A 12,349-nucleotide genomic window follows, 5' to 3' on the forward strand; every position below is an offset into this window, starting at 1 on the left:
TGCGCTGGATTTTTGTCGGGGTGCGTGAGCCCAATCAGGGCTGGTGACCAATTGCCGCTTGGCGGAGGAATGAGTGCCGCGACAATTCCGCAGCCAAATTGTGGCGGCGCTCGATTTGCGGTTGTGGAAACCTTCGAGTTGGATCATCCAGGGTATCCAATTGAGAGTGTTAACAGTACGCTCAATGGAATGGCCGACAGGGGCTTCGTCCTGATAGCGATGACCGAGGTCGCGGGGGGGGATGGCTCAGGTCACCATTACTCCATGGTTTTCCAGTGTGCAAGATAGGCTGCGAGGAACGGCATCTTGCAAGGCCCCAACGGCAACTGGGGTCCTCCAGCGACACCTTAGCCCCACCGACGCCGTCCAACTCGTCTACCAACTCTACGGCCTCACGGAAGATGAAATCAAGGTCGTAGAGGCCGCCTCATCGCGATGAGCGGTTCCTGATCGGCGCCCCGCCCACCGTGTACCGTTCGGCATCTCTCGTCTTCGTGACCTTCTTGAGGGTGAACTTCCCGAGGTTGGGAGTGTACGCCATCCTGAAGCTCACGTCGAAGAGATGAAACAAGGGTTCTCGACCGATCAACGGGAGCGATGGAAAGCCGGGTTGGTTCAATGGGATTTGGAAGGGCGCTTCGAATGACTCGCGTCGCCCCGTTTGTTCGAGGGTCACGGTGAGGCGTGCGACACCTATTTCGAAGCTGTTCGCGACCGACATGGCCCGATCGACGGGTAGTTTTTCCACGTCAATGCCGAGGAGGCCCTCCGCCATTTCTCGGGGGATCATGGAAAAATCCGCTCCCGAATCAAGGAGGAGGTCGGTGAGGAACCTACGATTGCCAAGCGCGAGGCGGCATGCCATGACCGGTCTCTGAATGACTCCACCTCGGCCGATGGGGTACGCCTTGAAGGCGTACGAAAAATTCACATCGGCCAAAGGTTACACCGTGATGTAGCCTTCAGGGACCATCACGACGTAGGGTTCCTTGCCTGGCGCTTTTTCTTGAGTCGCCCGAATGACGTCCTGGAGACTCTTGTCGACGGCGATAATCTCCTGGTCGACTACGGACACCCACTTTCCAACGAATTGACGGAGGTTCTGTTTCGCGAACCATTCGCTGTTCTTTTCGAGGGAACTCTCGTCTTCCATCGGTGCGTCTCCTGGTGGTGCCCATGGCGGCGACCGTTATATAAGTCTGTTCCCGGAGCCGTTAAACGTTTCCGCGAAGCGCCTTCCGGGGGCGTCGCGTGCAAGAGAAGGAAAAAAATCGGCGGGTCCGCACGGGAACCCGCCACCAAACTTTTTCTGGCGCCCTTTTCGGTCTTAGACGCCGCCCCGTTTCGTGGTCGTGCGCGCTTCGATGAAGTCGCCGACCCAGACGCCGGCGATGAACAGTATCGTGAGGATCACGATGCTGACTATCGTTCCAGCGACGTCGTTCGCGAAACCTAGCGGGCTCGTGGAGGTCGTGTAACCGAGCACCGCGAACAGGACGCCGACGACGGCCCCGATGAGGAGGCCCATCTTCAGCATGTTCGTCTTGTTCTGCGTTCCCGGTGTCCACCAACCGTAGATGAGGCCGCCTAAGAATATCAGGAGGCCCCATGGGAGGTCTGCCATCAGATCACCACAGGCCGTTCGGCTCCCATGTGTAATAACGTTGGCCCTCCATACGGCGAAAGGCTGCAGCCCCTCCCGGCTTGATGCCGTTCACGATGACTTCAATCCGGTGATGCGACGGTCGGCCTTCGTCGATTGTCGTGTTCGGTTTCTTTGTAACGAGTGGTTGGATGCCTCGTCGCCCCTGTCTCCGTCGCGTTCTCCCTCGATGGCCAGGCAGGCCGTCACGACGAAAACGCGACGCCCGTTCCTTCGAACGCCTCCCTGAGTTTTTCCGCCATCTTGCGATACGTGGAACCATCCGTGACGAGCGCCGCCGTATTCTCGAACTTCGTGCCCCGCGTGCGCGCCGTGAGGACGGGAACCACATTCGGGAGATAATTCCAACCCGAGAAGCAGACCCGCCTCACGCCGGCCTCCACCATCGCATGTGCAATGTCCGTCTCATCCAACCCGCCGGTCAGCGGATAGGCCGGCATCAGGTTCGCGTAAGTCTCGACACCTGCGTCGGCAAGGAAGCGAAGCGCCTTGAGTCGCCCCTCGATCGGCGGGGCCCGGGGCTCGATCACGGCGCGTGCCTCGTCGTCAAGTGTCGGCACGCTGAGCCCGACCGCGATGTCCGAGAACCTCCGGAAGAGATCGGTGTCGCGACGTACGAGAGGGCTACGTGTGAGTACGCGGAGGGGCCAGTGGTTGCGAAGGAGGATTTCGAGGCAGCGCCGTGTCATGCGCGCTTCGCTTTCAATCGGCTGGTAGGGGTCCGTCGCGGACGATAGGAAGACCTGGTCCTTGTCGAGCGTCTTGAGTTCTCGCGCAAGGACGGTCGGCAGGTTGCGTTTCACCACGACGTAGGAACCCCATTTCGGTCGCTCGAGGTGTGCCACGTCCGGCACGTAGCAGTAAGTGCACGCGTGAGAGCACCCCAGGTACGGGTTCAACGCCCAATGGTCGTACGGGTGGGGCATCCGGTTGAGGGCGCGCTTCACTTCCACCTCGCGCACCTCCGTCGAGCCGAATTCGGCCGGCGTGACGAGTTCGTCCCGCGCCATCATGGCCTGGCAGAACGCCTCGATGGAAGTCTGGGAAGGCCGATGGGCGCGTCCGAGCACGCTGTGAAGGGAATCATCCACTACGCGAAGTCCAGCGGAGGCGGGCACACGGGACACGAAGTCACTGGGGAAGAAGTGTCCACGCTTGGGGTGCCCGAAGCTGCATCAAAGGGGGCAGGAGGGCGGCGGCCGTTTGGCGAACTGGGCCGCCGCCCATCCGTTCAAAGTTACGCTGTTGCCGATCCCCCCGAGGAGGTTTTCTGAATCTTCGCCACGGCAGATGTGACCAAGGCACGCCCCGTCGGATGAAGAGGCGAAGCGCGTGGACCTGCTGCCGCAGGGGAAAGGCTACCTTTCAAGAGCGCGCCACCCACGCCGAAGGGCGCCCCTGATGCCTTCTGAGGCCCAGCAAAGGTTAATAAGGGGTTCAGGATTAACCGGGCATGCCCGCCGCGGTGCTCCTTATGGCCGAGTCCACACCATCTCAAAGTGATTTCACGCGGTTCGAGAAGGCGCGCGTCATTGGTGCCCGTGCACTACAGATCGCGCTCGGCGCTCCGACGCTGCTTGATACGACCGACTTTGACCCCGTCAGACTCTCGCACATGGAATTCAACGAGGGCATCATCCCGATAACGGTCGTCCGCCAGCCGCGCGTCAGCAAGTTCCGGCGGCCGGTGCGGGTCGCCCGCACGGGGATCGCGGCCGACCTCGACCTCGTCGAGGAAGATGAGCCGGCGCAGGATTGGCCCGAGGCCGGGGAACATTAGAGAGGCGGCGCCAAGGGCGATTCGGGACCACGGTGACCATTCCCGACAGGAATTCCCTGTTGAACAAGCGCCGCGAGTGAAAGTCGACCCCGTCCCGTTTTCAAGGCCCATGTTTTCCGCAAGGCACATATCCAGCTAAAGCGGCTAGCGCGTCCCGATGCGTCTGAACCTGAAGCCGTACAGGATCTACGTCTCGGGGTTCATGGCGATCGTCGGCTCGCCGGTCCTTATCATCGGTTTTCCCGCGTATTTCTGGTTCGTCGACAAGAGCCCCGATCCCCAGAACCTTAAGCTCTTCTTCGGGGGCATCGGGCTCATGGTGGGCGTCCTCGTCCTTGTCATGTACGGCCCGAACTTCCACGCCCTTTGGAGGAAACGGCTGCGTTTCCGGGAGTTGACCTCGGGCGCCAAGAAATCTGATTTCCTGCGTAACATCCAGGAGTTGGACGAGATCGCAAGGACCTTGGGCGGGAGTTACCCCAGGCGTTTGCGTGAGATGCGCGAGGGCCAGAAGAGGAAATAGGTCAACGGACAAGCGAGCGGTTGGTTGGTTCGAGTGGCCGGGTGTTCGGTGCGGGTGCGCGGTGTTCGGTTCGAGTGAGGGGCGCTTCGGTTCGAGCGAGCGGACGTTCGGCGCGAACCAGCGCGAATCCGCCGAAACTATCGGCGACCCCCGAATCCAAGGCCTAAATGGCGCGTTGCCACATCAATAGTGCAACGCGTCCTGACACCCCATGGTTTCCACTCCAATAACGGGTAACGACTTTCTCCTTACGGAGTGAGCCGGCCACAAGTTTGCGTTGCTCGTGCAGGTTCATCAGGAAGCGCACCCTACTCCCATGCCCCGACGACGAAACGAGGAGGTGACCGATACGCCCGAAGCGAGGACCCAATTCAGTGAATCGCAGCTCACGCAAAGCTGGGAACGCTTCCTGCGAAAGTACGCCAAAGCGCTCATCAACGAAGCGGTCCAGGAATACCCGCAGAAAAGGAGCATCACCGTCCGCTTCCTCGACATCGACCGTCACGACCACGAACTCGCCGAGTACCTGATAAAACACCCCTACCACGCCATCCGAGCGGCCGAGGCGGCGCTCAAGGCGATGGACGCGCCGTGGCTCACAGAAGAGCGGCCCAGCCTCCGTTTCCGCTTCGAAGGCCTCCCCGACAGTTACAAGATAGGCATCCGGAGCCTCAGGGCGGAGGACCTCGGGAAAGTAGTGGCGCTCGAAGGCATCATCAAGAGAACGACGGAGGTCAGGCCGAGGCTCGAAGACGCGATCTTCGAATGCCTTCGATGCAAGGCCAACATCAAGGTGTCGCAAGACGAGCATCTGACCTTCAAGGAGCCTTACGAGTGCTTCGAGGAACAAGGCGGGTGCGGCAGGTCGCCCGGCTTCAAGCTCATACAGGAGTCGTCACGTTTCATCGACCAGCAGCGCATCGAAGTGCAAGAGGGCTTCGACAAGCTGCGAGGCGGCGACCAGCCCCAGAAGATAAACGTCTATTGCGAAGAGGATCTCGTGGGCCGCTTCTCGCCCGGCGACAGGGTCGTGGCCAACGGCATCTTGAGAAGCAGCCAACGGAAAGTCGGCGGAGCGAAGTCCACCGTGTTCGACCTCCACGTCGAAGGCATCAGCATCGAGCGCTCCCGCGAGGAGTACGAGGACGTGAAGATCTCCCCCGAGGACGAGGTGGCGATCGAACGGTTGGCCCAGGACCCGGAGCTTTACACCAAGATGATCGACAGCATGGCCCCCTCCATCTACGGCATGAGAGAAGAGAAGGAGGCGCTCGTCTTGCAACTGTACGGCGGGGTCGCGAAGAAACTGCCCGACGGGAACCGTTTGAGGGGCGACATCCACATCCTTCTTGTAGGCGACCCCGGTGTCGCAAAGTCGCAGCTTCTCCGGTACGCCTCGTCGCTTGCGCCGCGTGGCATCTACACGTCCGGAAAATCAAGCAGTGCGGCAGGGCTCACCGCGGCGGCGGTGCGCGACGAACAGGACGGGCGATGGGCGCTTGAGGCCGGGGCGCTGGTGCTTGCCGACGGCGGCATAGCGTGCATCGACGAGATGGACAAGATGGAGGAGACCGACACTTCCTCGATGCACGAGGCCATGGAGCAGCAGACGATCAGTGTCGCCAAGGCCGGGATAACCGCGCAGCTCCAATCGCGGTGTTCCATCCTCGGGGCGGCAAACCCCAAGCTCGGGCGCTTCGACCCGTTCAAGAACATCGCGGAACAGATCGACATGGATCCTCCGCTTCTTTCGAGGTTCGATGTCATCTTCCCGCTCACGGACAAGCCCGAACCGAAACGCGACACGGCGCTCGCAGCGCACGTCTTGTCGACGCACCGCGCCGGTGAGATAGTGGAGTACAGGAAGGGAAAGCCCGAAGGTGCCTACAGCGAAGCGGACGAGGAGCGTGCATTGTTAAGGGCAAAACCGCCGATCGAACGCGGTTTCCTTAGGAAATACGTCGCCCACGCGAAGAAAAGTTGTTTTCCGGTCATGCAGGAGGAGGCGCTCGAACGGATCCGTGACTACTACGTGAACCTCCGTCGCCAAGCGGGTGCGGAGGCCGGCGAGCGCGGCCCCGTGCCGATGACGCCTCGCCAGCTGGAGGCCATCGTGCGTCTTGCCGAATCCTCGGCGCGCGTGCGTCTTTCAAACGAGGTCCGGATCCAGGACGTGGACAGGGCCATCGGTATCGTAGAGTATTATCTGCGCAAGGTCTCCGGCGGGACCGGTGTGATGGACATCGACGTCATAGCGACCGGTATCAGCCACGACCAGCGGGAACGCATCAACATCGTGACAGAGATCATCCGTAGCCTCGAAGTCGGGCGAGACGGTGCTCCCTTCACGGAAGTGATCGCCGAGGCGGAAAGGCGTGGGATCCCCGTGGACAAGGCGCGAGAGACCGTTCTTCGGCTCAAGGAGCAGGGACGCATCTACGAGCCAAGAAGCGACCACTTCAGGCTAACGCACGGTTGATGCGCCTCTGGCGCTTGGCGCGAAGCCATCTTCTACTGGCTCAACCTATAAATACAACGACGGCTAACCGGGCTCGCTCAGGTTCGTGATAGATTGTCTTACGTTGATCTCTTGAAGCGCGGGCGAAGCCAGGTGCCGGACAAGGTGAAAGGCGACATTCGGTTCGAGATGCCGAAGGCGGAGACGCTCGATGAAGGGAAGGCAACGGTGATCTCCAACTTCAAGCAGATCTGCGATTCGCTCCGGCGTGACCCGGACCACGTCTTGAAGTGGCTTCAACGCGAGTTGGGCGCACCGTGCGTGAATTCAGGAGGCCGCGCGATCATCCAAAGGAAGCTCGGTCGCAACGCCGTGAACGAGAAGATGGAGGAGTACTTGCGCGAGTACGTTCTCTGCAACGAGTGCGGAAAACCCGACACGCATTTCGAGAAGGACCACCGCGTCCATATCCTCCGCTGCGAGGCGTGCGGCGGGCACCGCCCCTTGAAATCGGGGTAGCGGATGTTCCGGGCAAAGGTCTACAAGCAAGGCAACGAAGTGCTCGTCGCCGCCTCGGACGACGACATCGTCGGGAAAGTCTTTCGCGAAGGGCGGCTCCACATCAAGGTGAGCGCCGAGTTCTACGGCACCGAGACCGTCGAGGCGGATTTCCTCCTAGGCCAACTTCAGGCGTGCACGATCGCGAACCTCGTCGGAAGACGGGTCGTCGGGTTGGCGCTCGAATACGGTTTCATCGATGCCGCGAACGTCATCTACATCGACGGCGTGCCCCATGCCCAGATGGCAGTGATGAGGTGACTCGATGTTCTGCGTGAAGTGCGGGAAGGAGGCGGAACTCTTCGACGCGCTCTGCGCGTCCTGCTTCATCGATGAACAGGACCTTCTCAAGGTCCCCGACCACGTGGACCTCGAGATATGCGCGCACTGCCACAGCAGGAAACGCGGATCCCGTTGGCTCGAGCCGAAAGGCGAGCTCAACCCCGCCCTTGAAGGCGCGGTGAAGGATTCGTTGACGCTGCACGCCGATGCCAAGTCGACGCTGCGCTTCCACGTGAAGGAGGAGGACCCCCGTAATTTCCTCTTCACAATCCGTGTCGAAGGCACCCTCCGGGGGATACCGTTCGCCCGGTCCGCGACGACGAAGGGCCGGCTCAAGTACGGCACGTGCACGAGCTGCAGCCGACGCTTCGGCGGTTACTATGAGGCGATCGTGCAGCTTCGCCGCGAGGACAACCCGTTGACGAGACCCGAGATGGAGACGCTCGTCGACCAAGCGTCCACCGTCGTCGAGCGCCTACGCGAGGAGGGCGACCCGAACGCGTTCATCCTGAAAAGCGAGGAAGAGCACGGCGGCCTCAACCTCTACATGGGGACCACGAACGCGGGCCGGATAGTCTCGAAAGCCATCCAGGCGCGTTACAAGGCGCGTCTAACCGAATCGCCCGAACTCGTGGGCCGTCGCGAAGGCCGCGACCTCTATCGTGTGACCTTCGGCGTGAAACTGCCCGCTTGGGGGGTCGGCAGCGTCCTTGTCATCGACGACAATGTCCTTCTTGTGCGTGGGTTGACCGTGAGGTCCGCCCGTATGCTGAACCTCGACACCGGCGAACAGATATCGATGGACCGGTCGAAACTCGGCCGCGTGCATCTACTTGACCGATCCGCGACGAAGGAAGCGGTCGTCGTCTCCGAGAGCGAACGTGAGTTCCAGGTCCTCGATCCCGACTCGATGCGGACCGTCGATCTCAAGAAACCCCCCGGGTTCCCCAGGGGCCGCAAGACCGTGAAGGTCGTCCGCCTCGAAGAGCGGCTCCTGCTTCTTCCGGAATGAAGGCCGCCCATGGATCCCCAAGGCAAAAGCTAAACGAGGCGTCCCGGATTCCCGCCCGATGGAAAAAGCGGACGTCCTCGTGGCCCTCGTCGGCGTCATCGTCTTGGCGGCGGCAGGCGCCGGGATAGCCTTCTTCCAGGTCGTGCCCCAGCCCACGGAATTCCGCATAACCTGGGCATCGTCGCAGGTCGCCTTCGCTCCCCAATCTGGCACCTCTACCGGCGAGACGCCGGCACAATTCACTTTCAACGTGAACGCGACGAACGTCACGAGGATCGATTTTACCGTGAGCGTCACTGGAGCGGGCCCACGCACCGCCGACGACACGGTGAGCGTCGAGGTGACGGGCCCGATGAACCGGAGGTTCACGACCACGGCGCAACTCACCGGGCAACAGACGTCGACGGTCGAGCTCCGGCTTGACGGCGAGTTACGCGCCCCGCCGTCGACGACGGGGCCGGTGTACTCGTTCACTCAAGGCGACGCCGAGCGCCAGGTCTTCGCGTCCTTCTCGGACACGAACGCCACCGGCGCATGGACCGTCCGCGTCACGGCGACGACCACGGCGGCCGTCCCGAATTTCCACACGGAAGGCCACTCGATCGCGGTCTCCGGCGCGCTCATGAGGTTCGACGCGACGGTCACAAGCGCGGGCCCGACGAGGACCCGGTGATGCGTCGCCCGGTTCGCTGCGCTGACCCGCCGTGACCTTCAAGTAGCCGCCCACGTCTTCGTCGCCGTTGAACGCGACGGCCCCGGAGTTCCATAATCTCAGGGAGGTGGAGGCCCTCGCACGGTCCATGCTCTCGCAGACCGCGTACGATTACGTCATCGGTGGAAGCGGCGACGAAAGGAGCGTGCGCGAGAACGAGGCCGGTTACGCGCGGTTGAGGCTCGTCCATCGGGTCCTACGGGACGTTTCCCGCCGCGATTGTTCGACCCGGGTCCTCGGCCAGCGCATCTCACTGCCCGCGATGGTCGCCCCCACGGCCTTCCACAAGTTGATGCATGCTGAAGGCGAGGAGGCAAGTGCTCGCGGGGCGGCGGCCGCCGGAACCGTTTTCATCGCCAGCACTCTTTCGAACACATCGCTTGAGGCCATTGCGTCCGCCGCGGCGGGGCCCAAATGGTTCCAACTCTACGTCTACCGTGATAAAAAACTGACAGAGTCGCTCGTCTCGCGCGCTGCGTCCTCCGGGTACAAGGCGCTGGTGCTCACGGTGGACACGCCGACGTGGGGAAGAAGAGAGCGGGACCTGCGAAACCGCTTCACGCTTCCACAGGGCCTGCAGCTTGCGAACTTCACCGGAATCCCCGCTGGACGTCTCTCGGCCGCCAAGGAGGGAAAGAGCGGTCTCGCCGCGTACCTTGACGAGCAGAGGAAACCGGACCTCACATGGGCGGACGTCGAGTGGCTTAAGGACGTATCGGGGCTCCCGATCGTCCTCAAGGGCATCGTGCATCCCGACGACGCGAAGGCGGCGGTCGAACATGGAGCGGCCGCGATCATCGTCTCCAACCACGGTGGGCGCCAACTCGACGCCGGGGTGGCCACGATCGACCTGCTCCCCGGGGTCGTCGCCGCCGTCGATGGGAGGTGCGAGGTCTACGTCGATGGCGGCGTGAGGCGGGGCACGGACGTGTTGATCGCGCTAGCACTCGGCGCAGATGCGGTGCTCATCGGGCGACCGATCCTTTGGAGCCTCGCGATCGCCGGCGAGGCGGGCGTCGAGCGCGCGTTGAGGCTTCTACGCGACGAGTTCGACTCGGCGATGGCGCTTGCGGGATTCAAGTCGCCAGACGAGGTCACGAAGGATGCGGTCCGCGCTTCGCCGCTCTGACGAGGCCTACGTCAGAGTTCAACGGAGATCCGGTAGACCTTTTCCGGGTTTTCCTTGTGTATTTTCCAGAGTGCGTCGGTCGCGAAGATCCCCTTTTCGACGAGTTCATTAGAGCGGCGCGGCACGGTCTTCGGTCCCAATACCGCGCCCGTCGCGGTCCCAGGAAGGATCTTTCCATCTTCCATCCGCGGTTCGTCCGTGTAATCCGTCTCCATCATGAAGCGCGTCCCCTGGCGGGCCGCTTCTTCCGCCTGTCCCTTCCCCACGATGACGCTTGGGAAAAGGCCGTGGTTCAGCTTCTCGTCGACGATCGCGGGCGAGTAATGTTTCACCATCCGCTCCACCGGGAATCCGACTTCCCTTCCGATGCGGGCAAGATCTGCGAAGACTTCGGGCGTCGCCGACTCGGTGTGAAGTATCGGCGCCACGCCAAGGTCGCGGCACAGTTCCAATTCGAGACGCATGAGGTCGTTGCTTACCCGCCCGACATCCTCGCTCACGGGGTAGTGAGGGCGCCCCGCCTCCCCCATCGCGACCGCCTTCCCTTCGCGGACGAGCTCGGCGGCGCGGCGTATGGCGGCCTCCATCACGATGCGTGACTCCTCAAGGCTCATCCCCGTCTTCATCATCTCGGTGAGTTCCGCCGGATGTGGGCAGAGTGCTACGAAGACGGTCACGCCCTCGACGCTTCGGGCGATCTCCGCGAGGCGAAGTGTGACATCGAGCGCCTCGTGTTGCTTTTCGACGGTGTTTGCGACCGTGCGCCCGTAGGGTTTGTGAACGAGCATCATGTGCGTCCCCCCGGCGCGGACGAACTCTTTCACGGCCTCCGCTTTCCGACCGTCGGGGTCAAGGTGGAAGTGGTTGTCGAAGACGGGGTAGGCCGGCCGGGGCGGACGCATTGCCCAGCAACCGCCGAACGGGATTAAACGTTGCATGAATCATTGTTCGGTTTTTCCCCACCAGGACCGGTGGTTTTACGTTCCTAATTTCGATGCATGCGTAGTCGGTTAAGCCCATGTCTCCCTTATGAACTCACTCCTGTGGGGCGCGCATTGCACCTGGAGGCCTCCGGCGAGCGCGATCGCTTCAAGGCCGCACAATGTGCCGGCGCCTCCTGAGAAAGCCGGCGGTTCACAACGTTTGACGCAAATCCTCCTTATAAGCAAGGTTTCCTTAACCGACAACGGATGAATTTCGATGGGGTGTTCATGAGGGCCGTCCCGGCTTGTCTCGTGGTCCTTGGGGTCACGCTAGGCGGTTGCGTCCAGAGTATTGACGGATCCCGAGACACGGTAGTTTTTCCGTGGTGGGTGGCCCCGGCCAATGTGACGATCGAACTTCGGATGTCAGACCATTTCGTTCCGTACGGAGGAGACCTGACGACCACGGTCGTGGTCACTAACCACGGTCCCGGGGCAGTTGAATACCCATGGAGTTGCGGCGGCGCACCGTTCCTGTGGTTCGAGGTCATGAATGGTTCCCGCGTGATCGATGGAGAAGACCTGGTTGCATGTACCGTCCCGGCAAAGTCGCCCCTACGGGTTCTTGCACCGGGAGCATCCGCAGAACATACGCGGCGGTTCGAGGGCCGCTGGTTTGGGGCGGTGCCCGAAAACCTTGCGCCCGGGGGTGAATATCGCGTCGTGGGAAGGTTCGGCTACTGGCCCGTTCTGACTTACGATCCGAATGTCGCGGCCACGGTACGTGAGGCGAACTCGACCTTCGTGTGGGAGGGATGGAATGCAACGAAGCACACTCCGCAATTCCGGTTCTGGCTTGATTCCAACGAGACCGAGTTCTTCCCAGGCACGTCGGTTGCGATTGTGGCGCATCTTCAGAACACTTGGGACAAGGCCATTCTCGTGAATACGGCCTGCGATAATCCGTGGGTCGTCTTCAAACTCCACCGTGGAATCGTTCAATTGGGTGCAATGGAGTCTGGTCTAAGATGCCTCGCTCGGACTCCGGTCGTCGTTGAACCGGGGGCCTTTCTCGAACATTCATTTAGTTGGAACGGGACGATCCTAAGCGACGGCTTCGTGAACGGTGAACCTCGGCCACAATATCCCGCACTCCCAGGCGGAAACTACACCGTAGAGGGAACGATAACCTATTGGGACGGGCCACTCAAACTGAAGACCTATTCCGGCAACGCAACTACCGGCGTTCGCTTCTTGGCGAAGGAGCTGGGCGAGCAGGATTAGGGGCCGTGAGCGCGGGTCAATGGGG

The 12,349-nt window shown here is 61.7% G+C and carries 14 protein-coding genes; 9 read left to right on the plus strand and 5 right to left on the minus strand.

Annotated elements, in window-relative coordinates:
* Positions 1–427: 427 nt before the first annotated feature.
* From HY556_00825 to HY556_00840, 4 genes are all read right to left on the minus strand, one after another.
* Positions 428–865, minus strand: a complete 438-nt coding sequence (locus HY556_00825) for a hypothetical protein (protein ID MBI4392328.1) — start codon at positions 863–865, stop codon at positions 428–430.
* Between the two features lie 78 nt (positions 866–943).
* On the minus strand, positions 944–1,153 hold the full coding sequence (locus HY556_00830; protein ID MBI4392329.1) for a hypothetical protein: 210 nt from the start codon (positions 1,151–1,153) through the stop codon (positions 944–946).
* Between the two features lie 174 nt (positions 1,154–1,327).
* Positions 1,328–1,624 carry a hypothetical protein gene (locus HY556_00835; GenBank protein ID MBI4392330.1) on the minus strand — a complete coding sequence of 99 codons (297 nt, stop codon included), beginning with the start codon at positions 1,622–1,624 and terminating at the stop codon, positions 1,328–1,330.
* Positions 1,625–1,848: 224 nt separating this feature from the next.
* A complete protein-coding gene (locus HY556_00840) occupies positions 1,849–2,754 on the minus strand; it encodes a radical SAM protein (GenBank protein ID MBI4392331.1) in 906 nt (301 codons plus the stop codon).
* A gap of 383 nt (positions 2,755–3,137) precedes the next feature.
* Here HY556_00840 and HY556_00845 point away from each other — a divergent pair, with 383 nt between their 5' ends.
* The 8 genes from HY556_00845 to HY556_00880 all read left to right on the plus strand — a co-directional run bounded on the left by HY556_00845 (position 3,138) and on the right by HY556_00880 (position 10,117).
* A complete protein-coding gene (locus HY556_00845) occupies positions 3,138–3,443 on the plus strand; it encodes a DNA-directed RNA polymerase subunit K (GenBank protein ID MBI4392332.1) in 306 nt (101 codons plus the stop codon).
* A 157-nt stretch (positions 3,444–3,600) separates the two neighbouring features.
* Positions 3,601–3,966 carry a DUF3198 domain-containing protein gene (locus tag HY556_00850; GenBank protein MBI4392333.1) on the plus strand — a complete coding sequence of 122 codons (366 nt, stop codon included), beginning with the start codon at positions 3,601–3,603 and terminating at the stop codon, positions 3,964–3,966.
* Positions 3,967–4,282: 316 nt separating this feature from the next.
* Positions 4,283–6,445 carry a minichromosome maintenance protein MCM gene (locus HY556_00855; GenBank protein ID MBI4392334.1) on the plus strand — a complete coding sequence of 721 codons (2,163 nt, stop codon included), beginning with the start codon at positions 4,283–4,285 and terminating at the stop codon, positions 6,443–6,445.
* Positions 6,446–6,556: 111 nt separating this feature from the next.
* Positions 6,557–6,943, plus strand: a complete 387-nt coding sequence (locus tag HY556_00860; GenBank protein ID MBI4392335.1) for a translation initiation factor IF-2 subunit beta — start codon at positions 6,557–6,559, stop codon at positions 6,941–6,943.
* A gap of 3 nt (positions 6,944–6,946) precedes the next feature.
* On the plus strand, positions 6,947–7,243 hold the full coding sequence (locus HY556_00865; GenBank protein MBI4392336.1) for a DUF424 family protein: 297 nt from the start codon (positions 6,947–6,949) through the stop codon (positions 7,241–7,243).
* Positions 7,244–7,247: 4 nt separating this feature from the next.
* On the plus strand, positions 7,248–8,276 hold the full coding sequence (locus HY556_00870; GenBank protein ID MBI4392337.1) for a hypothetical protein: 1,029 nt from the start codon (positions 7,248–7,250) through the stop codon (positions 8,274–8,276).
* 58 nt (positions 8,277–8,334) lie between these two features.
* The gene (locus tag HY556_00875) at positions 8,335–8,949 is read left to right on the plus strand and encodes a hypothetical protein (protein MBI4392338.1); all 615 of its coding nucleotides are present in this window, start codon (positions 8,335–8,337) and stop codon (positions 8,947–8,949) included.
* 127 nt (positions 8,950–9,076) lie between these two features.
* Positions 9,077–10,117, plus strand: a complete 1,041-nt coding sequence (locus HY556_00880) for an alpha-hydroxy-acid oxidizing protein (GenBank protein MBI4392339.1) — start codon at positions 9,077–9,079, stop codon at positions 10,115–10,117.
* Between the two features lie 11 nt (positions 10,118–10,128).
* Here the strand turns inward: HY556_00880 and HY556_00885 are convergent, their stop codons facing one another.
* Positions 10,129–11,019 carry a TatD family hydrolase gene (locus HY556_00885; GenBank protein ID MBI4392340.1) on the minus strand — a complete coding sequence of 297 codons (891 nt, stop codon included), beginning with the start codon at positions 11,017–11,019 and terminating at the stop codon, positions 10,129–10,131.
* Positions 11,020–11,724: 705 nt separating this feature from the next.
* Here HY556_00885 and HY556_00890 point away from each other — a divergent pair.
* Positions 11,725–12,324, plus strand: coding sequence for a hypothetical protein (locus tag HY556_00890; GenBank protein MBI4392341.1), 600 nt, complete (start codon positions 11,725–11,727; stop codon positions 12,322–12,324).
* Positions 12,325–12,349 lie beyond the last annotated feature (25 nt).

The sequence above is a fragment of the Euryarchaeota archaeon genome, assembly GCA_016207515.1.
In the GTDB taxonomy this organism is placed as follows: domain Archaea; phylum Thermoplasmatota; class SW-10-69-26; order JACQPN01; family JACQPN01; genus JACQPN01.